This window comes from Acidobacteriota bacterium (genome assembly GCA_016196065.1).
GTDB lineage: Bacteria > Acidobacteriota > Terriglobia > Terriglobales > Acidobacteriaceae > Acidiflorens.
Map to the genome: position 1 here is coordinate 282,061 of JACPYL010000012.1, position 21,691 is coordinate 303,751.

The 21,691-nt window shown below is 58.2% G+C and carries 19 protein-coding genes; 14 read left to right on the top strand and 5 right to left on the bottom strand.

What is annotated here, in order from left to right:
* Positions 1-37: 37 nt before the first annotated feature.
* Positions 38-805, top strand: coding sequence for a sulfite exporter TauE/SafE family protein (locus HY010_13385; GenBank protein MBI3476719.1), 768 nt, complete (start codon positions 38-40; stop codon positions 803-805).
* Between the two features lie 157 nt (positions 806-962).
* On the top strand, positions 963-2,633 hold the full coding sequence (locus HY010_13390; protein ID MBI3476720.1) for an IPT/TIG domain-containing protein: 1,671 nt from the start codon (positions 963-965) through the stop codon (positions 2,631-2,633).
* 39 nt (positions 2,634-2,672) lie between these two features.
* On the opposite strand, the gene HY010_13395 is transcribed toward HY010_13390, so the two are convergent.
* Positions 2,673-3,140, bottom strand: coding sequence for a nuclear transport factor 2 family protein (locus tag HY010_13395; protein MBI3476721.1), 468 nt, complete (start codon positions 3,138-3,140; stop codon positions 2,673-2,675).
* A 251-nt stretch (positions 3,141-3,391) separates the two neighbouring features.
* Here HY010_13395 and HY010_13400 point away from each other — a divergent pair, with 251 nt between their 5' ends.
* Positions 3,392-3,697: a hypothetical protein gene (locus tag HY010_13400; GenBank protein MBI3476722.1), complete on the top strand. Its 306-nt coding sequence runs from the start codon at positions 3,392-3,394 to the stop codon at positions 3,695-3,697.
* Between the two features lie 129 nt (positions 3,698-3,826).
* Here the strand turns inward: HY010_13400 and HY010_13405 are convergent, their stop codons facing one another.
* A complete protein-coding gene (locus HY010_13405) occupies positions 3,827-4,522 on the bottom strand; it encodes an HAD family hydrolase (protein MBI3476723.1) in 696 nt (231 codons plus the stop codon).
* A gap of 581 nt (positions 4,523-5,103) precedes the next feature.
* Here HY010_13405 and HY010_13410 point away from each other — a divergent pair.
* The 4 genes from HY010_13410 (at position 5,104) to clpB (ending at position 10,650) form a co-directional block, all read left to right on the top strand.
* On the top strand, positions 5,104-5,835 hold the full coding sequence (locus HY010_13410) for a hypothetical protein (GenBank protein ID MBI3476724.1): 732 nt from the start codon (positions 5,104-5,106) through the stop codon (positions 5,833-5,835).
* 140 nt (positions 5,836-5,975) lie between these two features.
* Positions 5,976-7,181, top strand: a complete 1,206-nt coding sequence (locus tag HY010_13415; protein ID MBI3476725.1) for a class I SAM-dependent rRNA methyltransferase — start codon at positions 5,976-5,978, stop codon at positions 7,179-7,181.
* A gap of 126 nt (positions 7,182-7,307) precedes the next feature.
* Positions 7,308-7,799, top strand: a complete 492-nt coding sequence (locus tag HY010_13420; protein MBI3476726.1) for an Hsp20/alpha crystallin family protein — start codon at positions 7,308-7,310, stop codon at positions 7,797-7,799.
* A 202-nt stretch (positions 7,800-8,001) separates the two neighbouring features.
* Positions 8,002-10,650: an ATP-dependent chaperone ClpB gene (clpB, locus tag HY010_13425; GenBank protein MBI3476727.1), complete on the top strand. Its 2,649-nt coding sequence runs from the start codon at positions 8,002-8,004 to the stop codon at positions 10,648-10,650.
* Between the two features lie 96 nt (positions 10,651-10,746).
* Here clpB and HY010_13430 read toward each other — a convergent pair whose 3' ends face one another.
* Positions 10,747-11,061 carry a hypothetical protein gene (locus tag HY010_13430; GenBank protein MBI3476728.1) on the bottom strand — a complete coding sequence of 105 codons (315 nt, stop codon included), beginning with the start codon at positions 11,059-11,061 and terminating at the stop codon, positions 10,747-10,749.
* A 338-nt stretch (positions 11,062-11,399) separates the two neighbouring features.
* Between HY010_13430 and HY010_13435 the strand changes: the two genes are divergently transcribed.
* Positions 11,400-12,677, top strand: coding sequence for an amidohydrolase family protein (locus HY010_13435; protein ID MBI3476729.1), 1,278 nt, complete (start codon positions 11,400-11,402; stop codon positions 12,675-12,677).
* 32 nt (positions 12,678-12,709) lie between these two features.
* Here the strand turns inward: HY010_13435 and HY010_13440 are convergent, their stop codons facing one another.
* A complete protein-coding gene (locus HY010_13440; GenBank protein ID MBI3476730.1) occupies positions 12,710-13,639 on the bottom strand; it encodes a formylglycine-generating enzyme family protein in 930 nt (309 codons plus the stop codon).
* Positions 13,640-13,963: 324 nt separating this feature from the next.
* Positions 13,964-14,773 carry a hypothetical protein gene (locus HY010_13445; protein MBI3476731.1) on the bottom strand — a complete coding sequence of 270 codons (810 nt, stop codon included), beginning with the start codon at positions 14,771-14,773 and terminating at the stop codon, positions 13,964-13,966.
* Between the two features lie 233 nt (positions 14,774-15,006).
* Between HY010_13445 and tgt the strand changes: the two genes are divergently transcribed.
* The 6 genes from tgt (at position 15,007) to HY010_13475 (ending at position 21,687) form a co-directional block, all read left to right on the top strand.
* Positions 15,007-16,215 carry a tRNA guanosine(34) transglycosylase Tgt gene (tgt, locus tag HY010_13450; protein ID MBI3476732.1) on the top strand — a complete coding sequence of 403 codons (1,209 nt, stop codon included), beginning with the start codon at positions 15,007-15,009 and terminating at the stop codon, positions 16,213-16,215.
* 241 nt (positions 16,216-16,456) lie between these two features.
* Positions 16,457-16,777, top strand: a complete 321-nt coding sequence (yajC, locus tag HY010_13455) for a preprotein translocase subunit YajC (GenBank protein ID MBI3476733.1) — start codon at positions 16,457-16,459, stop codon at positions 16,775-16,777.
* A 91-nt stretch (positions 16,778-16,868) separates the two neighbouring features.
* Positions 16,869-18,485 (top strand): protein translocase subunit SecD, encoded by a 1,617-nt coding sequence (gene secD, locus HY010_13460; protein MBI3476734.1) that lies wholly within the window; start codon positions 16,869-16,871, stop codon positions 18,483-18,485.
* A gap of 204 nt (positions 18,486-18,689) precedes the next feature.
* Complete coding sequence (gene secF, locus HY010_13465; protein MBI3476735.1) at positions 18,690-19,808, top strand: protein translocase subunit SecF; 1,119 nt, start codon at positions 18,690-18,692, stop codon at positions 19,806-19,808.
* 133 nt (positions 19,809-19,941) lie between these two features.
* Complete coding sequence (locus HY010_13470; protein ID MBI3476736.1) at positions 19,942-20,673, top strand: energy transducer TonB; 732 nt, start codon at positions 19,942-19,944, stop codon at positions 20,671-20,673.
* Positions 20,674-20,928: 255 nt separating this feature from the next.
* A complete protein-coding gene (locus tag HY010_13475; GenBank protein ID MBI3476737.1) occupies positions 20,929-21,687 on the top strand; it encodes a MotA/TolQ/ExbB proton channel family protein in 759 nt (252 codons plus the stop codon).
* Positions 21,688-21,691: the final 4 nt, after the last annotated feature.

Genomic DNA, 21,691 nt, shown 5'->3' on the forward strand with positions numbered 1-21,691 from the left:
TTCGAATCCAAACCTGCGCTGTGATACATCTTTCTACTTGGACCTTCACACATACATCTTCCTCTTCGTTGCCGGAGTACTGGGCGGAGCGCTCAATGCGGTTGCCGGGGGCGGCAGTTTCATTGCGTTTCCGGCGCTGATGTTCGCCGGCGTTCCTCCGATTCCCGCGAACGCCACGAACACGGTCGCTCTGTGGGTTGGCGTCACCGCCAGTTCGGGCGCTTACCGGAAGCATTTCGATATCTCGCGGCGGGTGATGGTGCCGCTCGCCGTCACCAGCGTCATCGGAGGAATCGGCGGCGCGTTTCTTCTGCTCCGAACTCCGGCCAATACTTTTTTGCACGTGCTGCCCTGGCTCATGTTGGGAGCAACCTTGCTGTTCTTGTTCGGCGGGCGCCTGGCGCGCGGATCAAAAAATGGACTGGCGCACGATGCCACGGTCACAGCGATTGCCGTCGCCGCAATCTTTGAGTTGGTGGTTGCGGTATACGGAGGCTACTTCGGCGGTGGCGTGGGGATCATGAACCTGGCCATGCTGGCCGCGCTCGGGATGACTGACATCCACGCCATGAACGCGTTGAAGGTTGTACTGGGCGGCATCATCAATGCCATGGCCGTAGTGACATTCACGGTGGCGAAGGCCGTCGCCTGGAAGCCGGGAGTGATCATGATCGCGGGCGCGATTGTCGGTGGATACTTCGGCGCCCACTACGCACAGAAACTTCCGCAACCGTGGATCCGCGCTTTCGTCATCGCCGTGGGAACAGGGATGACGGTGTACTTCTTCTGGAAGGCATACCTCTAGGGCCCTCCCGGCCCACATCGGCCATCGAACATCTTTACCACCAGGGTCGCAGCCGCCCCATTTCCTGTTTTGTGCCCGCCTTCTCGTTTGCATGACGGTTTTTCCACCGGATTTTCGCAATGGTATGTAACAAGGCTCTCAGGCCGAGGAGGATTCCATGAAGTCACCGTCTGGCTGGTTGCATTCCGGGTTCGCGAAGGGACTGGTATTGCTCTTCGTTGGTGCGGCGATCGTCGCGCAGGCGCAGGTCTATACGCCGCTCTATAACTACGGCACCAACACCGGCGATCCGCTCAACCCGACGCCTTTCAGCCAGATGACGCAGGGTCGCGACGGCCGTATCTACAGCACGACCGCTTTCGGTGGAGCGCATTCCGGCGGAGCCGCCTATGCCATCACGACCAGCGGCAGCCTGACGGTCATCAACAGTTTCGGGGCGTATCCCGCGGCCACCGCGCCCTGGAGTGGCTTGACTCTCGGCACCGACGGATTCTTCTATGGAACCACCACCGGTGGTGGTGCACACATCTCCGGAACCGCATTCAAGCTCAGCGATACCGGTGTGTACACTAATCTGTGGGACTTCACGGGAAACACCGATCAGGGTGTCCCCGAAGCTCCCCTGGTGCTGGGCGCTGACGGAAGCATGTACGGGACGAGTGACGGTGTGTACTCAGGACAGTATGGGACTGCGTTTAAGATCAGTTCCAAGGGCAAGCTGACGACTCTTCATCCGTTCAAGTTCACCGATGGCGCAGTTCCCTATGGGCTGATCCTGGGCCTCGACGGCAACTTCTATGGCGTGACCAGGCTCGGCGACTCCAACCAACTCAATTTGGGCTCGATCATCAAGATGACCAAAGCCGGTAAGATCACCGTCCTGCACGCTTTCGGGGGCACGGCCAACAATGATGGATCGCTCCCGATTGGAGGCATCGTTCAGGCCAACGATGGCGTCATCTACGGTACCACCTATGGCGGTGGCACCAAGAACTGGGGCACCGTGTTCAAGATCTCTCCCACCGGAAAAGACTATGTGGTTCTGCACAATTTTGACCGGACCGTGGACATCAACGACGGAATCCAGCCGCTCGGAGGGCTGGCGCTGGGCACTGACGGCAACGTCTATGGAACCACGGGCGGTGGGGGCAAGCAGAATGATGGAGCGCTGTTCCGCGTGACTCCGGCAGGAGCGTATTCCACGGTCTACAGTTTCTGTCCTGCGTCGGGCTGCAAGGATGGCTTCTTCCCGCAAACAGGAATGGTGCAACACACCAACGGCAAGTTCTATGGGGCCACCGAATCGGGTGGTGAAACAGTAAATGGCGGCGAGTTCTTCAGCCTCGATATGGGACTGGGGCCGTTTGTAAATCTGGTTTCTGTGTGGGGCAAGGTTGGGTCCACGATTGAAGTGCTCGGGCAGGGATTCACGGGGACTACCAGCGTCAAGCTGGGCGGGACGGCCGCCAGCTTCAACGTTGTCTCCGATACTTATCTGACTGCGACGGTACCGGCAGGATCGTCTGGCGTTGTCACAGTCGCAACGCCTGCGGGAACGTTAACCAGCAGCCGCAAGTTTTTTGTAACTCCGTTGATCACCAGCTTCACTCCCACCAGCGGTCCGGTCGGGACGCATGTCGTGATCAGCGGCAAAGGTCTGATTCAGGCCACGAAAGTTGCCTTCGGCAGCAAGAGCGCAACGTTCACGGTGAACTCCGACACGCAAGTGACGGCCACCGTGCCATCCGGCGCCGTGACCAACAAGATCTCGATCACGACACCCGGAGGCAAAGCGAGTAGCACGGCAAAATTCACGGTCACGCCGTAAATTTTGCGGCCATGCTTGGGGCCGGTCGGGAGCTTGAATTTATCCCATCGGCGCCGAGACGTGCTCGTGCACGACCAACCACTGGCCATCATGTTTTTCGAGGACAGCGGTCCAGCGGAACTGTCCCATGTCGCGCTTGCCGGATTTGTGCGTCATGTCGAAAGCGACCGTGGAAGTGATCCAGTAGGCATCTCCGGACTTGTGGATCTGAAGGTCGTCGTTGACGATAAATTTCGCAGCCTTGAAGTCGGCAAGCGCCTGTCCGACGCCCGCTTGATACTCGTCCCAGCCGCCATATTTGAGCGGGGCGATGTCGAAAAATACGTGTGGACCTTGCGCGTAGAACTGCTTCTGGTGAGCGGCATCCATCGCGCCCCAGCCGTCCCAAATTTTCTGCAAGTAGGCCCGGTCTACCCCACCACCAGAGCTTGCTTTGGCTGCCTTCTGGGCGAAGCCGGCCATCGCCAGGCAGGCGATCAACATCAATAGCGATATTTTCTTGATCATTTGATTCCTCTCTTCTTCACGGCGCAGCATTGTCGCATGGGAAATGGATTAAGACCAAGGGCGAGTGCTGAGGGGAGGTGCCCCCAGCCGGAGGGCGCGAGGCGCCCGCGCAACGGGTCAGGCGCACCCGCGCTACTGGGCGAATGCCTTTGGTAATCTGCCCTCCACCCGCCCGGCGTGCGATATTTTCAGAGGATATGTCCCAGATAAGCAAAGGTCAGAGGAGTTCGCGAGTTAAGCTCGGTGGGTCTGTGCTCGCTCTGGTGTTGCTGGAAAACGGCCGCCAGATTCGCGCTCGCATGAACCAGCTGTCCGCGAATGGCGGGCTGCTCTCGCTGGACCGTCCCTTGGATGAGGGCATCAAGGTCACTGCGTTGTTTCACGTTGGGACCACTAGCATCCGCACACGCGCTGAGATGCTGTTTCCGATGTGGGCCACAAAGGGCTGCTTTCAGCCAATCCGCTTTGTGGGCTTGGACGACAAAGAGCGCTCCAGCTTGACGAAAGAATTGGAAGCCATGGTGCGCGCCGGCGCGCCAGAAGAAGACGAAGAATAGATTCCGCCGCAAATCTTCAACTCACACTTTCACCACACATTTCCGTAGAGACGAGGCTTGCCTCGTCTCTCCCGCGAACGCCAACGCTGCCCGCAGAAGACGCGGCAAGCCGCGTCTCTACAGCAACCGTCACCCGGCGGCCGACAGTATTTGTTCCGCAGAATAGTTTTTCAACTCTCCGATTCTTCCCAGCGTGATGTCGGGTTTCGGAAATTGCGCGACCAGTTCTTCATCCAGCGCGTAGTGGCCCTGGCGGGGAAATACCGTGGTGACGCGCTTCCCCCAGTACTGCTTGATTGCCGTCAGCAGGCGGACCTTGTCATCAACCATCACGTAGTGCTGCGCCGGATACTTCGCTTCGACATCGGCAAGTTCGTGCTCCTTGTGAACGTAGATCAGGACCTGGCTTTCGAACGTTTCATATAGGCCGGAGCGGTCGACCTTGCGAGGCTGGAAAACGACATCGCCGTCGCTCAGGATCACAGCTTTGCCGGACTGTTTCACGTGCTCGACGGCGTCGAGGGATTCCGGATACAGCCGGTTCGCGAACGGATAGTTGATCATGAAGTAGGAAACTTCCAGCAACTTTGCCTCGCGCGGCATTTCGACCCGATAGCGCTGCAGCGCGCCCAGATAGTCGGCGTAGCCAAGTTCAGAGCGCAATTTTTCGAAGATGTCCCAATAACGTTGTTCGGAGGCTTCCCCGACGGTTGCCAGGAGATGGCGCTTGAGGTCGGCGGCCACCCGGTCGTTGTCGATCAGAGTATTGTCGACATCAAACAGGAACACCGTGCCAAGGCTGCGATCATTCGTTCCAGTATTCACGGGAGTCTCCACGAGGGAATCGTCGGTTCTCTTGCATCTTGCCAGAAATTCCATTTTCGCGGGGAGACTAACGCCGCTCGCCGTCAACCATGATGTGGAAAATTCCAACAATCTTCGGCTTGTGGAACGAAGGGCGCTGTAGTAAAACAGCGCCACCCAAATATTGTGGTGTCCGCGTCTTCTTCCATTCGGAACACTGCGGAGAATCTCCATTTCAATACCGGACGGAGTCCAGTACACATGGAACACGTTGATCAAGTATTCAGAAAGAAACGGCTTGAAGTTCGCTCCAGCCGTCTCTGCGAGTTCTGCCAGCAGCTCGATCCGAAGTTTGGCCACCGACATCCTCTGGACCAGATGGTTGGGCTCACCCGCAAAAGTACAGCGGCGGCGCATTTGACTGAAGACGGCTACGTCCAGCATCGCCTGGTGGAACTGGACCGGCTGACTTCCCGGCGTTCTGCGTAGCTTCATCCAGGACGTATCCAACAACCTTGGAACCGGCGGTGCTCGCCGCCTCCAGAGCAGGCGCAGTTGAAAAAATTGGTCCCCGGGGCTCTAATAGCCGAAGTGAGGTTCGTATGCTCGTCCGGATCCGCCCCCTCTTCTTGATCGTTGGCATGGTATTTCTGGCATCTGGAACGCCTCAGCTGTACGGCCAGATTCACGGCGTTCCGGCCTCGGTCTCGTCCATGGGATTCGGTGGAAGCAATTCCTTTACGCCAGGCGTAGCCGCCAGCGTGACCTCGCTTGGTCCGAACGGATTCGGCGGAAACCACGCTCGATTCGGTAACTGCTGTGTCAATCCTTTCTTCCAAAACGGATCCTTCCAGCGTGGAACACACTCCCCAGGCTTTCGCGGACGGCACTTCCGCCGCGATCTCTTCACAGGTGGAGTGCCCGTTTACGGCGTTGGCGCTCCTTACACACAAGTGATCGTCGTGCAGCCGGACGCGGTTGCGGATGATGAGGAAGATTCTTCGGGCGAACCTATTGTGGTGGAGCGTCGCGTATCACGTTCCGGTCGAGCCCGCGCGGTTGCCGTGGAAGCGCCACCAGCGCCGACCCCGCAAACTTTGGTTGCGGCCGAACCGCCGGCCCCAGTTGTCGCCCAGCCGAGTACCCTGCTCATTTTCAGGGATGGCCATCAAGCCGAGTTGCAGAATTACGCGATCGTCGGCGATACCATCTTTGACTTGGCGGACAACCGCGCTCACAAGATTCAGTTGTCGGACATCGATCTGGCCGCGACTCGCAAAGCGAACGACGCGCGCGGCGTGGATTTCCAGGTGCCTGTTAATCCAGGGCAGTGACGCTGGAAGATTGCAAGAGCAACAACAGCAACTTCAAACCCAACACCAACACCAACACTAACACCAACTTCAAACCCAACTGCAGCGGGCGGGGCGCCCGCGCCACATGGGGATGGGCGCGTTCGGGTACCATCGGAGGCATGTCTAAGAAGCTGGCTTCGGTTAAGCCCGGTGCGCCCTTGTCTGTCCAGATCTCAGCGAGAGGCGTTGCCCGACTGAAAGCGGGACACGTCTGGGTCTACCGCTCGGACGTCACTCCTTCCGAAGATGTGCCGCCCGGAGCCGTACTCGGGGTGGCCGATTCGCGCGGAAAATATTTAGGAACCGCCCTCTACAGCAGCTCGTCGCAGATCGCCATCCGCATGATCGCTCGCGACCCGGTGGCCGACTTCCCTGCTCTGCTCGCTGATCGCATTCGTGCGGCTATCCGCTATCGCGAACGGGTCGTCGCGACCACCAATGCGTATCGCGTGGTGTTCAGCGAAGCGGATTTTCTCCCTGGGCTGATTGTCGATCGCTACCACGATGTCGTTTCCGTGCAAATTCTGACCCAGGCCATGGATGCGGAGCCCGTGCGGGCCGCTCTGATCGCGACACTCATTGAGGAATTCCACCCCGCGGGGATTGTCGAGCGTGTCGACGCACGCATCCGCGATCTCGAGCAGTTGCCTCCGCGCAAGTCGGGGCTGTTGTGGGGAGAGAAGGCCGCGACCGTAGTCACCATGAACGAACCGGAAGTCCGGTTTCAGTATGACGGCATGGAAGGTCAGAAAACCGGTTCGTTTCTCGACCAGCGCGAGAACTACGCTGCCGCTGCCCAATACGCACACGGTGAAGCGCTCGACGTCTTCTGCTATCAGGGTGGATTTGCGCTGCACCTGGGGGCGAAATGTTCGACCGTGACCGGCGTGGACAGTTCGCGTCCGGCGCTGGAGATGGCGGACAAGAATGCGGCCTTGAACCAGCGCGAGGTGGAGTGGATCGAGGCGAATGCCTTCGATCTGCTGAAAGACTACGACTCGGCAAAGCGCCGCTATGACATGATCGTGCTCGATCCGCCCGCCTTCGCCAAGACTAAGCATGACCTCGATAAGGCCATGCGGGGATACAAGGAACTCAATCTCCGGGCGCTGAAGATGCTCCGGCCCGGTGGCGTGCTGGTGACCTGCTCCTGCTCCTTCCATGTGAGCGCTCCGGACTTCACGGAAATCGTGGCCGAAGCGGCGCGAGACGCTCATCGTCCAACGCGGGTCCTCGAAAGCCGCAGCCAGGCAAAGGACCATCCGATACTACTTAGCATGCCGGAAACGAGCTACCTGAAATGCGTGATAGCCACCGTAAACTGATGTAAATAGAGGCATATTCATACATTGACAATAAGACACTCATATTTTATGCTTCGTTTGTAGTGAGAACACATCTAACGGAGTGCTGATCGTTCAAAATCACATTCCGAGCAGGAGGCTTTTGCCATGACATTCGTTACCCGTTGGGATCCGTTTCGTGAGTACGTTTCGTTGCAGAACCGCGTGAACCGCTTGTTCCATGACGCGCAGAGTGGGGAGGGTCGTGAGGAGTCGTTGACCACCAGCACGTTTGCGCCGTCCGTCGACGTTTACGAAGACGAACACAACATCACGCTGAAGATTGAAGTCCCGGGAATTGACGAGAAGGACATCGATGTCCGGATCGAGAACAACACTTTGACCGTCCAGGGCGAGCGCAAGTTCGAAAAAGAAGAAAAAGAAGAGAACTTCCGCCGCGTGGAAAGCCGTTACGGCAGCTTCACTCGCACCTTCACCTTGCCCACCACGGTTGACTCCGAAAAAGTCGTAGCCAACTATGACAAGGGCGTGTTGAAAGTCCAGCTTGCGAAGAAGTCGGAAGCGAAGGCGAAGCAGATCAAGGTCAATGTCGGCAGCGAAAAGACGATCGAAGGCAAAGGACCAGGCAAGGCGGCGTAAGACAGTGGATAGTGATTGGTGGATAGTGGTTAGTTTTCGCGGGAGGCGGCGGGTTTGCGCCTCCCGTTTCATTTTGTAAGTTTGTAATCGGGTAATTTTGCAATCTGAAAACGATCAGGAGTGAGTTTTTCGAATTACAAAATTACTCGATTACAAAATTACAAAATCGGTCTAGGCTCGAAGTCTGGCCAGGAGTCAAATCATGGCAATCCGCTGGGACAAATTTACAGTCAAGGCGCAGGAAGCGGTGCAGCGCGCGAATGAACTCGCGTCCGAGCACGGCAATCCGGAATTGTTGCCGGTCCATCTGCTGGCCGCGCTGATCGAAGACCACGAAGGCATCGTCACGCCGGTCCTAGAGAAGATCGGCATCGGTCCGCAGGCGGTGCTGAGCGAGATCTACCAGGAAATTGAAAAGTTGCCGAAAGTTTCGGGCGCGTCTGCGCAGGCGTCGATGTCCTCGCAGGTGAACCAGTTGCTCGACCGCGCCTTCAAAGAAGCGGACACCTTCAAGGACGAGTATGTCTCGACTGAACATCTGCTCCTGGCGGCCACAGCGCTGAAGCGAGATCGAAATCACGTTGATCCAGCGCAGGAGTTGCTGGCGCGGCATGGCGCGACCCACGAAGCGATTCTTAAAGCGCTGCAAACGGTTCGCGGATCACAGAAAGTTACCGATCAGAATCCGGAAGCGAAGTTCCAGGCGCTGGAACGGTACGCCAAGGACCTTACAGAACTTGCGCGGCGGGGGAAGCTCGATCCCGTCATCGGCCGGAACGAAGAAATCCGTCGCGTCGTGCAGGTGTTATCAAGACGTACGAAAAACAATCCCGTGCTGATTGGCGAGCCCGGCGTAGGTAAGACCGCCATCGTCGAGGGACTCGCGCAAAGAATCATTTCCGGCGACGTGCCCGAAGCGCTGAAGAACAAGCGTGTGGTCGGACTCGATCTCGGCGCAATGGTTGCGGGCGCGAAGTATCGCGGCGAATTTGAAGATCGCCTGAAAGCGGTGCTCAAGGAAATCGAAGACTCGAATGGACAGATCATTCTGTTCATCGACGAATTGCACACCCTGGTCGGAGCAGGCGCGTCCGAAGGATCGATGGATGCGTCGAACATGTTGAAGCCGGCGCTGGCGCGCGGAGAACTGCGGGCGATTGGCGCAACCACACTCAACGAATATCGCAAGTACATCGAAAAAGACGCTGCCCTGGAACGCCGCTTCCAGCAGGTGTTTGTGGGCGAGCCGACGGTCGAAGACACAATCGCGATCCTGCGTGGACTAAAAGAAAAATACGAAGTTCATCACGGCGTCCGCATCAAGGACTCCGCGATTGTGGCCGCGGCAACTTTGTCGCATCGTTACATCTCCGATCGCTTTCTCCCGGACAAAGCCATCGACCTGGTCGATGAAGCTGCGGCGTCGTTGCGCATCGAGATTGACTCCATGCCGACCGTCATCGATCAGTTGGAGCGCCGGGCGATGCAGCTGGAAATCGAGAAGCAGGCATTGAAACGCGAGGAAGACGTGAACTCGCGCGAGCGGTTGGCCGTGGTGGAGAAAGAACTCGCCGGAATTCGTGAGCAGTCGAACGCGCTGAAGGCGAAGTGGAAACAGGAAAAAGAGGGGATCGCACGCATTCGAGCACTGAAAGAGAAACTCGAGCAGCTCAAGACCGAAGAGGCTGCTGAAGAGCGCAAGGGCAATTTGGAGCGCGTGGCGCAGATTCGCTATGGGTTGATCCGGCAGACAGAAGAAGAGTTGCAAAAGCTTTCGAAGGAAATGGAAAGCAAGTCCAGCCGCATGTTGAAAGAAGAAGTGGACGAAGAGGACATCGCGCGGATTGTTTCCAAGTGGACGGGCATCCCGGTCTCGAAGATGCTGGAAGGCGAAGTCAAGAAGCTGATCACGATGGAAGATCGCCTGCGGCAGCGCGTGATCGGGCAGGATGCGGCGCTCGAACGTGTGGCCAATGCGATCCGGCGATCGCGGGCGGGACTGAGCGATCCCAAGCGTCCAATCGGATCATTTATTTTCCTCGGGCCGACCGGCGTTGGAAAGACAGAACTGGCGCGCGCGCTGGCGGAATTCCTGTTCGACGATGAGAAGGCGCTGTTGCGCATCGACATGTCGGAATACATGGAGAAGCATGCCGTCTCTCGCCTGATCGGCGCGCCTCCGGGATATGTCGGATATGACGAAGGCGGGCAGCTGACAGAACAGGTGCGGCGCCGCCCTTACGCGGTCGTGCTGTTCGATGAAATTGAAAAGGCGCATCCGGATGTTTTCAACGTCCTGCTGCAGATCATGGACGACGGCCGGCTCACCGATGGCAGAGGCCGCACGGTCGATTTCAAGAACACCGTGATCATCATGACCTCGAACCTGGGGTCGGCGTATCTGCAAGCGGAGAGCGGTTTGAGTGCCGAAGCGTTCGAGCGCGCCAGCAAGCTGGTGATGGACGCTCTGCATGCGCATTTCAAGCCGGAGTTCCTGAATCGAGTTGACGATATTGTCATCTTCCATCCGCTCGGCAAAGAGCAGTTGGTCAAGATCGTCGATCTGCGCCTGGAAGATCTGCGGCGCCTGTTGGCCGACCGCAAGATCTCGCTGGAACTGACGGACTCGGCGAAAGAGTTGCTGTTCACAGAAGGATACGATCCGAACTTTGGAGCGCGTCCGCTGAAGAGAGCGATTCAGAAACTGGTGCAGGATCCGCTGGCGCTGAAGATTCTCGACGGCGAAGTGCTGCACGGGGACCACGTGATCGTCGACGGCGCCAAGGGCAAGTTGACGTTTCGAGTGAGCGAGCGCGTTGGCGAAAACGTGCCGGCGAAGGCGAAGAAGTAAAAAGTAGCGCCGGCACCCTGCCGGGCTGTGGCGAGGGCACGCTGCCCTCGCATGTGGGGGCGGGGCGCCCCCACGACTGCCGGCGAGGCGCCGGCGCTACGGTGAAGTGGGTTGCCTCTTGAACTGCTCCGAGATGTGCCCCTGCGACAGATACCACGCGACGATTACTCGGACGATGATGCCAACTCCGCCGAAGATCAGTCCCTTCAGACGTACGGCGACCACTGCTCCTGACACCGAAGGGATCAGCATGACGATTCCGGCACAGGCGGCGAGGATGGCGGCGTGGCGCATGATGTTGTTGAGGCGGAGCAGGCCCCAGGCGATGGCGCCCGCCGCGACGGCGACCAGAAGGAACATGTAAGGTCCGGCTAATTCCAAGCCGAAGAGCAACGGAGCAGCGGCTGTCATGGAGACGGTTCCGGGGCTTAGCAGCAATACGGCCGCAAGGATCGCCAGGTATGTCCCGCAGAGCCCGAACAGCGTTGCGATGGCGCGGATGCCAGTAGGGGGTGGGTTCAGGCGTGCACCTCGATACGTAATGTACCCGATCTGGGCGCGCGGGAAGTCAAAACCAAAAGCTTAACCACGGAGGTCACGGAGGACACGGAGGAATTCGACCGATTTTCTTTCTCTGTGTCCTCTGTGACCTCCGTGGTTATGATCTTCGCGTGCATCGACACTGTGCCTGCGTTTAGAATTCCCCGCTGAAACTCTGGGGGGATGGAATGAGACTTTGTCGTTGGGTAATGGTGTTCGCAGTGTTTGCGCTTGCGGTGAGCCTGGCCGCAGGGCAGGTGGCAGCTGTTAAGACGGTGGTCATCCGCGCCGGACGCATGCTCGACGTGAAAACTGGCAAGACGCTGACCGGCCAGACCATCATCATTCAGGGAGGAAAGATCACCAACGTCGGATCGTTAACCGACCAACTGCTTCCTGCCGGTGCGACCGTCATCGATCTCCCTAACGCCACCGTTCTTCCCGGACTGATCGACGCGCACACGCATATTACGTTCGCCCCCAATTTTGGCTACTCGACTCTGGGGATTTCTATTCCGCGCGAAGCGCTCACTGGAGCGCGCAACGCCAAAGTCACGCTGGAAGCCGGGTTCACAACCATCCGCAACGTGGGCGCGAATGGCTTCTCCGATGTTGCCCTACGCGACGCGGTTAATGCCGGCGACGTGCCTGGGCCGCGGATGCTGGTGAGCGGTCCGGCGCTGGGTATCACGGGCGGACATTGCGACAACAACCTGCTGCCCTACGAATACCATGCCATCGAGCCGGGAGTGGCCGATGGCGTGGAAGCGGTGCAGCACAAAGTGCGCGAGGTCATCAAGTATGGCGCGGACGTGATCAAAGTCTGCGCGACGGGCGGCGTTCTGTCGCGTGGAGATAATCCGCAGGCGTCGCAGTACACGCTGGAAGAGATGAAGGCCATCGTGGCGGACGCGCACCGGTTGGGGCGGAAAGTAGCAGCGCACGCGCATGGCGCCGAAGGGATTCGCTGGGCGTCGATGGCCGGCGTGGATTCGATTGAGCACGGCTCCTACGTCGACGACGCAGGCATCGCTGAGATGAAGAAGAACGGCACGTACCTGGTGCCGACTCTCTATCTGATGGACTGGTTCTTCGACAACGCAGAAAAGATCGGCACGCCGGCGGAACTCGTTGCGAAGGGAAAAGAAGTGATGCCGGCGGCGCGAAAGAATGTCGCGCGCGCGTTCGCAGCAGGAGTGAAAGTTGGTTTCGGAACGGACGCGGCGGTGTATCCGCATGGACAGAACGCGCACGAGTTCGCCGTCATGGTGAAGCTGGGCCTGACGCCACTGCAGGCGATCCAGTCTGCGACCATCAACGACGCCGATCTGCTGGGATGGTCCGACAAAGTCGGGACGATCGAACCCGGCAAATGGGCGGACATCATTGCGGTGGATGGCGATCCGCTCGCCGATGTAACTACGCTGGAGAAAGTGAAATTTGTGATGAAGGGCGGCGAGGTGGTGAAGAACGCATACGCGAAGTAAGGTCAGGGGTTTCAGGTCAGATTGCAGAGGTGCTATCGCGCGCAGCGGAAGCCGACAAACTCCTGCGAACCGTTCGGAGGATGGCTGTCGCGGTACTCAACCCAGAAATTCACCGGGCCTCCATCAAAGCTTCCGCCGCGAAGTACGCGTCTCGTCTTCACTTGAAGAAAAGTCTTCGCATCGAGGAATTTATTTCCGCCAGCAATCGGATTTTTCTGCGGACCGGGCGAGTAGGGCTTCCATTCGTCGGCGAGAAATTGCCAGACGTTGCCGGCCATGTCGAGGAGTCCGAAACCGTTGGCTGGATAAATCCCAGCGCGAGTCGTGGTGTGCAGATTGCTGCCTGAGTAGTTCAAATGAGTCGGGTCCGCAGGCTGATCGCCCCACGGGAAGAGCGTGTTGCGGCCGCCCCGCGCCGCGTATTCCCACTCGGCTTCGGTGGGCAATCGCTTGCCGACCCAGTGGCAGTACGCAACGGCGGAGAACCAGTTCACGTTGACGACCGGATGGTCAGCCTTCTTCGAGAAAGTTGCCGGATCGCTCCAGTGCTTGAGGTAGTTTCCATTGTCCAAGTCCCGGCTGATTTGGCTCGGCTGCCACTCGGGATTCACGTCCGTGAATCTCTTGAACTGTGCGTTCGTCACGGGAAACTGGTCGATGAAATAGTTGTCGATCGTGACCTCATGTTTCGGAACTTCGTCTTGAAACAGCTGGGGTGCGTCGATGCTGAAAATTTTCTGGAAGCTGGAAACTTGATCTGCGTCGATCCCCATCGAAAAGGTCGCGCCATGAATGCGAACCATCGGACCGGGAGCGGGTCTGGTGGCCTTCGGGGGCGGGGGCACAGGCGCGGGATGAGCGGATACTTGCGCCTGACAGATCCCGGCGAGCAGAACGATCCAGCCAAAAATCATCGCCGGCGAAAATCGGATGCGGATTGCTGGAGCGATCTCGATTGCCATGCTTCCAACATAGACTGGTCGCGCGGAAAATGGGTAGCGCAGGAACTGGCTGCGGCACTCCTCTTTCGCCCCTTCGGGGCTCGAACATTTCACGCTCGTAACCCACGGCTTGCGCCGTGGGCTTTATTCTTACGCCGCTTCGCGGCTGTGCTTTGTTACGTCCGCTTCGTGCCCTTGGACAGGTCGTTGTTCACCAGCAGGAGAAATCTTGGTTCTCACGCAATCGCGAGGGCATCGCGATGGGGCCATTACAGGTACCGAGGCTGGAGCAGAAAAAAGCCGGCCTCTTGCGAGGCCGGTGAATCCGACGAGCGGATTGCTTTTTTAGAAAGCGCGATAGCCCACGGTGGCGGTAGCCGCCGCTCCGCCGCCCACGAAAGCCTGGTAAATGAGGGCGAGAGATCCGTCAAATTGAACCAACGGGCCTGCGGGGAAATTGGTGAAAGGGTGGCACGCGTCGGGGCCGGAGGGAGAGTTCTGCGCGAGCGACTGATGGGTAACGCGGGCGACGCCCACGTTTTGCAGCATGAGTCCACGGGCCGTGGCGTTCTCGTTCGGAGTGGTCACCGAATTCCATGCGGAAGCCGCCTCAATGGTCGCGTCCAGGTTGTTCGAGGTATCGGAGTCAATGTCCGTATCCGCGTAACGCAAGAGGAAGGCGCCCCGGGCGGCAGCGGTGTTGTTCTTGAGGGTCATGGTGTCCTTGACCATCGGCGAATTGCCTGCGACCAGCGTGAAAGTCTGGGTGAGGGTCCAGATGCCGTCACTGGTGGTGCGAGCCATCTTGACGACCTTTGCAGAGTGCGACACGACGGAGACTGGTCCCCAGTTGGCACTGGCGCCGAAAGAACCGTAGTCGAAGTAGGCAACGCCGGTGCTCTGGTCACAGACGCCGTAGCCTTCGCGGTCGTCGGGGATCATGAAGTGACCCTGGGGGCTCTCGATGCCAAGGATATTGCCACCATCGGTCACGCAGTACCGGAGGAAAGTATTCTGAGCTCCCGCGGTGAACGTGAACTGACAATTGATGCTCGGCAGCGGGTTGTTGCGGGTTTCATTCTTCGCATCCGGTTCGGCGGCGAAACCGAGAGCAGTAAGCGTTAGCAGCGCAAGTACAAGAACAGATTTTTTCACGAAAGAATCTCCTGATGATTGGGATTGGATTGGCGCGTCATGCAGCCTGATCTTCGGGTCGCACAAGTAGAACCGGGCTATGAGGCGCTACTGGTGGTATCGAAGCGCGGCGGGAAAAAGCGACAAGCGGGGAACAAATCCGTGAGGCCGGCGGTCGATTCACGAAAACAAAACAGGTTGGTGAAACCCGATGGGGCTTCTCGCCTTGAGCAATTCCTTTAGAATTCTCGACAGTGTCGATCCAATTGCAAATTGAAACGACGTCGGGGAGCGCTCGGCTGGGCCGACTCACCACACCTCATGGCGAGATTGAAACGCCGGTCTTCATGCCGGTCGGGACACTGGCCTCGGTCAAGGGTGTTCCGCAGGACATTCTCGAAGAACTCGGCGTCCAGATTCTGCTCGGCAATACCTATCACCTCTATCTGCGTCCGGGAGTTGAGACCGTCCGCAAGATGGGTGGCCTGCATGGCTTCATGTCGTGGAAGCGGGCGATCCTTACTGATTCGGGCGGGTTCCAGGTTTTCAGTCTGACCGAGTTGCGCAAGGTAAGTGAAGAGGGAGTGACGTTCCGCTCGCATCTCGACGGCTCCTCGCATTTCTTTTCACCGGAGAGTGCGATGGCCGCGCAGATCGGGTTGGGCGCGGACATCATCATGGCGTTTGATGAGTGCACGGAGTATCCGGCGGATGCGGTTCGGGCGCGGGCTTCCATGGAGTTGACGCTGCGCTGGGCGGAGCGAAGCAAGAAATATTTTGAGCAGCACAAGCACGAAGTACCGTGGAGAGTGACTGACGATCGCGGCTCCGAGCCCGGAGCTTCGAGCTTCGAGCAAACTGGTTCTGATCGCTCGCAGCTCGGAGCTCGGAGCTCGGAACAAGCTTTATTCGGCATCGTGCAAGGTGGCATGGACCGCGAGCTTCGCCGCGAGTCAGCTCTACGGACCGTCGAAATCGGCTTTCCCGGTTATGCGATCGGCGGGCTGAGTGTCGGGGAGCCGCGGGAGCTTACGCGCGAGATCATCCAATCGACGTTGGAGCATCTGCCCGCGGACAAGCCCCGCTATGTGATGGGGGTCGGCACGCCGGAAGAGATTGCGGAATATTCGCAGATGGGCGTCGACATGATGGATTGCGTGCTGCCGACGCGGGCGGCGCGGCATGGGCTGCTGTTTACGTCCGAAGGCAAAGTTTCCATCAAGCAGGCGCGCTATGCCCAGGATGCGGGCCCGCTGGACCCGAATTGCCGTTGCCGAGTGTGCCAGAGGTACTCGCGGGCCTATTTAAGGCACCTTTATGCATCGAACGAATTGCTGGCCCAAGTGCTGAATACCGTCCACAATGTGAGCTACTACCTTGACACCATGCGGGGCGTCCGGCATGCTATTCAACTTGGGGAAAAAGCCCCTTTTCTTTCTGAGCAGTCTCGGCCGAAACCGTAGCCGTGTTCCTTGAAATAGGTTCAAGCTCGACGGTTCAAAGCTCAAGCCTGATGTCGAAGGGTATCCGGCCTAAGAAATATAAAGAGAAAAGAAATCCCGCAGGTCAGCAGCGCTAGAAGCAAAATTGTGCCGAGTTTTCCTCGGTTGCCCCGATGAGGGTGCTTCAGACTGCCACGGCTGGATATGATTTTTCGCAGTAAGTTCGTTCTAGGGGATCAACTTGGAAGGTAGCGCACTTTTCATGGGTTATGGCAGCGGATTGGCGGTGTGGTTGCAGGCTCCCAGTGGATCGAGTCTGTTGACCATCGCACCCCTGCTGTTCATTTTTGCCATTTTTTACTTCCTGCTGATCATGCCGCAGCAGCGGCGGCAGAAGAAGTGGCAGGCGATGTTGGGCGAATTGAAGACAGGCGACAAGGTCACCACCAGCGGCGGTCTGCGCGGGACGATCATGAGCCTGAAAGACGACGCGGTCATCCTGCGCGTGCCGCCGGACAACTTGAAACTCGAAGTCAGCCGGGGCTCGGTAGTGTCGGTGACGACGGCGGAAGAAGGAAAGTAGAAAGAAGCTTCGGGCTAACGAGCTTCGAGCTTGAATCTTGCGAAAGTGATCTTAGCTCGCGTCTCGAAGCGCGCAGCGCCTTTGATTTTTTATGACTAAGAACCTTACCGGGAAATTGCTTCTCATCCTCGCCATCCTTGTGATCTTCGTGGTGGGGATTTTCGGTCTTCCGTGGGAGTGGGCGGGACACGGTGGCGTGTTGGCACTAGTGACCGACCGCATTCACCTCGGACTTGACCTCAAGGGTGGCACGCACCTCATTCTCCAGGTGCAGGTGAACGACGCGGTCAATGTGGATTCCGACAACGCGATGGCGCGCTTGAAGGAAGATATGCGCACGCGCAAGATCAACTATGTCGAGGTCACCAAGCCGGATCCCGTGAACCATCCGGACGCGGTCGTGATCAAGGGTGTCGATCCGGGGCAAAGATCGGATCTGCAATCCATCGTTGCCGACCGGCTGCCGGAGTACAACCTCAATTCCGGCGCGGAAAATTCCTACACCGTTGCCATGAAGGCGCAAAGCCTGGCGGACCTCAAGAACCGCGCCGTAACGCAGGCGATCGAGACTATCCGCAACCGCATTGATGCGCTGGGCGTGAGCGAGCCGGTGATTCAGGAACACGGGTTGGGGCAATATCAGATTCTGGTGCAGTTGCCCGGCGTTGACGACCCGGCGCGCGTGAAGGCGATTGTGCAGTCCACCGCGATGCTCGAGATTAAGCAGTCGATGGGCGGGCCGTACGGCAGCCAGCAGCAGGCTTTGCAGGACCGCGGCGGAGTGCTTCCGGAAGGCACGGTCTTAATGCGTGGGCGCAGCATCGGGCGGACCGATGACACGGGCGAGACCTGGTATCTGATTTCGCGGGCTTCGGCAGTGACGGGCAGCGATCTCCGGACGGCTGAATCCAGTCGCGACGAGAATGGTCAGCCCGCCGTACGCTTCGTGCTCACGGGCGAGGGCGGCCGTAAGTTTTATTCCTTCACTTCCGCTCATGTGGGCGACAATCTCGCCGTAGTGCTCGACAATCAGGTGCAGGAAGTCGCAGTCATCAAAGAGGCCATCCGCGATACGGGCGTGATCAACGGCCGGTTCACCGAGCAACAGACGCGTGATTTGTCGATGGTTCTGCGCTCGGGTGCGTTGCCGGCCAGCCTGAAGTATCTCGAAGAGCGCACCGTCGGACCTTCTCTCGGCGCGGATTCGATTCGCTCCGGCGTACAGGCAGCGATGGTGGGCATGATTGCGGTTCTCCTCTTCATGCTGATCTACTATCGCGGCGCGGGCATTAACGCCGATATCGCACTCATTTTCAACCTGATCATCCTGCTCGGATTCATGGGCTACTTCGGCGCGGTGCTGACGTTGCCGGGAATTGCGGGTGTGATCCTGACGGTCGGCATGGGCGTGGACTCCAACGTTCTGATCTTCGAACGCATCCGGGAAGAGTTGCGCAATGGCAAGACTCCGCCCTCGGCCGTGGAACAAGGCTTCAGCCATGCCTGGATCACGATCGTTGACACGCACGTCACTACCATTGTGTCGGCGGCCATCCTGTTTATTTTTGGAACCGGTCCGGTGCGTGGATTCGCGACCACACTGGTGTTTGGTCTGGCGGCGAATCTATTTACCGCGGTTTTCGTATCGCGAGTGATTTTCGACTGGAACTTGAGCCGTCACCAGCGCGGCGAAGCATTGAGTATTTAAGAGCCGTCGTTCGCTGTTCGTCTTTCGCCAAGGGGCATCACCTGGCGCTTAGCGCGAAAGTAGCGAACGACGAAAAGCGAACGACGAGTTCAAAGGATCGAGTGCAGCGTGGAATTCTTTAAAAACACAAACATAGATTTTCTCGGGAAGAAGTGGTACTTCCTCGCTTTTTCTCTGGTATTCAGTCTGGCCGGACTATTCTCCATGGCGTTCTGGCATGGGATTCCGCTGGGCGTGGACTTCCGCGGCGGCACGCTGGTGTACGTAAAGTACTCGCATACGCCGGTTCCATCCGAAATCCATGCGGAACTGGCGCGCGCCGGTTTGAAGAATGCCCGCGTCCAGTCTTACGGGCCAGCCGCCAACAATGAGGTTCTGGTAGCGCTCGACATCCAGGAAACCAGCGAGCAGTCCCTCGACAGAGGAAAAATTCAGATCATTCAGGCGCTGCAAAGCAACGCGCCGGCGGGGAAACCGGACCTGAACAACGCCAGTTCTTTGACAATTCTGAACTACCTGTTGGAGAAGGACCCGTTGCATGCCGCGAGCGATGCCAATCAGCGCTATACCGCTGTGGCTCAGGCCATCGTGAACTACCGCGACAAGCAAAAGGGCGGCGTGCTGAATTCGATCGATGAACTGAAGGCCGCCACGGATCCGGCGGTGGTTGCGTCCTTGCAGGAAGGTTTCTCCCTTTCGGACTTTGGAGTTCGCAACGTCGAGATCGTTGGCCCGCAAGTCGGCGGCCAGCTGCGGAACCAGGCGCTCCTCGCCACTGTCTATTCCTTAGCAGGAATGCTGGTTTACCTGGGATTCCGCTTTGAATGGATTTATGGCGTGGCGGCGGTGCTGACGGTGTTCCATGACACGCTGATTACGGTGGGAGCGTTTTCCCTTCTCAACTGGGAAATCTCCTTGACGGTGATCGCGGCTATTCTCACCCTGATCGGGTACTCCAACAATGACACCATCGTGGTGTTCGACAGGATTCGGGAAAACATCAAGTTGTTGCGGCGGGAGCCGCTGTCGGAGATCGTCAACAGGAGCATTAATCAAACTTTAAGTCGAACCATCTTGACAGCAGGCCTGACTTTCCTTACCGTGCTTGCTCTGTTCTTGTTTGGCGGCGAAGTGCTTCGCGGTTTTAGTTTCGCCCTGGTGATCGGAATTCTGATCGGCACTTATTCGTCGATCGCCATTGCCGCGCCGGTTCTGGTGGCCTATCAAGACTGGCGTACGGAGCGAGGCAAGAGGCCGGTTGCCATGCCCGCCCGGCCGGGCGCTCGGCAGGATGACAGGCCGAAGGAAAAAGTGAAGGCATAGAACGGCTTATGTGGCGTACAATCATGGACTTGTCCGGAGAGACAAGCCTGGCAGACAGAGCAAGAAGATCGGGAGCAAAGGGGATGCAGGTGGTGTCTAAGATTACGTAGGGTCTGGTGCAGGGGAGAAGCCCATGTTTGAAGATAGCCTTATTGAATCGGGAAACAAGCTCAAGACCAAGCGGCTCGCAACCTCGATCATTTCGTTCTTTGGTCAATTCTTGCTGCTGGGAGTCTTGATCCTGATCCCACTGATTTACACCGAAGCGTTGCCCAAAACCCAGTTGATGACATTCCTGGTCGCGCCACCCCCGCCACCCCCACCTCCTCCACCTCCAGCCGCAGCCGTAGTGAAGGTCGTCAAGATCCAGAGCGACCTCGTCAACGGCCAGCTGCGCGCTCCGACCAAGATTCCTGAGAAAGTTCAGATGATTAAGGAAGAGGAAGCGCCGCCAGCAATGGGCATGGGCGTGATGGGCGGAGTACCGGGTGGAGTACCGGGCGGCTCGATGGGAGGCGTCATCGGTGGCATGATCAATTCCACTGCTGCCATCCCGAAGGTCGCGACCCCGCAGCGCGTGCGTGTATCGACGGGCGTCGCCACCGGTCTTCTGATCAAGAAAGTACAGCCCAATTATCCGCCCCTGGCGCGGCAGGCTCGCATCCAAGGATCGGTCGTGTTGCAGGCTGAAATCAGCAAGGACGGCACCATTCAAAACCTGCAGTTGATCAGCGGACACCCGATGCTGGCTCCGGCTGCGATTGAAGCCGTGAAGCAATGGCGGTACAAGCCGTATCTGCTCAACGGTGAGCCGGTCGCGGTGGATACACAAGTGGTTGTGAACTTCACTCTGTCCGGAGGTTAGACCCCGGCGGAGTTGTGGTGGCAGTCGGCCCTCCCCGTCCGACGCAAGTCCCATCGACGGGAAGCCAGGGTGGTTTTCTCCCACCCGGAGGGCGGTTCTGCCCACGGATTTTCATGGCAGCACGAAGGTAAGGTTTGGCTCGGGCGAGCATTCCGGCTAAGAAAGCGGAGCGCTGCGTCAGAGCAGTTGTTCCCGTGAAAAGCGGGGCAACGTGATCGGCAAGTTCAGACGAGGTCCGAGGAGGAAAGGCAACTCATGTTAGTAAATCTGGCAGCAGTCGCACTCTGCAACATGCACATATTCGCCACCATGCTCTTACAAGGTGAGAGCTCGGTTGGTTGGGACCCGATTTCGCTATGGAAGCAGATGGGGCTTCTTGCGAAAGCCGTGGTTATCATTCTGTTCATCATGTCGGGCTGGTCGATCGGCGTCATGATCGATCGCTGGATGGCTTTTAATGCCGCCCGCAACCAGTCGCGTGCGTTCGCTCCTGCGGTGGCAGGCGCTCTGCGCGAAGGCAAGATTGACGAAGCCATCAAAGTTGCCGAGCGTAACAAGAAGAGCCACCTGGCCAAGGTTGTCACCGCTGGCCTGATGGAATTTAAAGCTCACCAGGACAGCCCGGGCGAAATCCCTGGCGAAACCATCGAAGCTTCGAAGCGCGCTCTGGAGCGCACGGAAGCGATCGTCCACGCGGAACTGAAGCGCGGACTCGGTGGACTGGCGACAATCGGCTCGACTGCTCCCTTCGTGGGACTGTTCGGCACGGTGGTCGGCATTCTGAACGCCTTTAACGGCATCGCGAAAGAAAAAGCCACCGGACTGGCAGCAGTCGCGGGCGGCATTTCGGAAGCGCTCGTCACCACGGCAGTTGGATTGTTCGTGGCGATTCCGGCCGTTATGATGTTCAACTACCTGACCGGTCGCGTGGAAGCGTTCGACGTGGAGATGGATAACTCCTCGAGCGAACTGGTGGACTACTTCCTGAAGCGCCGGAGCATGCGCCGGTCCTAAGCCG

Coding starts and splice junctions, on each gene's coding strand:
- HY010_13390 (MBI3476720.1), top strand. CDS start 963: ATGAAGTCACCGTCTGGCTGGTTGCATTCCGGGTTCGCGAAGGGACTG.
- HY010_13395 (MBI3476721.1), bottom strand. CDS start 3,140: ATGATCAAGAAAATATCGCTATTGATGTTGATCGCCTGCCTGGCGATG.
- HY010_13410 (MBI3476724.1), top strand. CDS start 5,104: ATGCTCGTCCGGATCCGCCCCCTCTTCTTGATCGTTGGCATGGTATTT.
- HY010_13415 (MBI3476725.1), top strand. CDS start 5,976: ATGTCTAAGAAGCTGGCTTCGGTTAAGCCCGGTGCGCCCTTGTCTGTC.
- HY010_13420 (MBI3476726.1), top strand. CDS start 7,308: ATGACATTCGTTACCCGTTGGGATCCGTTTCGTGAGTACGTTTCGTTG.
- clpB (MBI3476727.1), top strand. CDS start 8,002: ATGGCAATCCGCTGGGACAAATTTACAGTCAAGGCGCAGGAAGCGGTG.
- HY010_13430 (MBI3476728.1), bottom strand. CDS start 11,061: ATGACAGCCGCTGCTCCGTTGCTCTTCGGCTTGGAATTAGCCGGACCT.
- HY010_13435 (MBI3476729.1), top strand. CDS start 11,400: ATGGTGTTCGCAGTGTTTGCGCTTGCGGTGAGCCTGGCCGCAGGGCAG.
- HY010_13440 (MBI3476730.1), bottom strand. CDS start 13,639: ATGGCAATCGAGATCGCTCCAGCAATCCGCATCCGATTTTCGCCGGCG.
- yajC (MBI3476733.1), top strand. CDS start 16,457: ATGGGTTATGGCAGCGGATTGGCGGTGTGGTTGCAGGCTCCCAGTGGA.
- secD (MBI3476734.1), top strand. CDS start 16,869: ATGACTAAGAACCTTACCGGGAAATTGCTTCTCATCCTCGCCATCCTT.
- secF (MBI3476735.1), top strand. CDS start 18,690: ATGGCGTTCTGGCATGGGATTCCGCTGGGCGTGGACTTCCGCGGCGGC.
- HY010_13470 (MBI3476736.1), top strand. CDS start 19,942: ATGTTTGAAGATAGCCTTATTGAATCGGGAAACAAGCTCAAGACCAAG.
- HY010_13475 (MBI3476737.1), top strand. CDS start 20,929: ATGTTAGTAAATCTGGCAGCAGTCGCACTCTGCAACATGCACATATTC.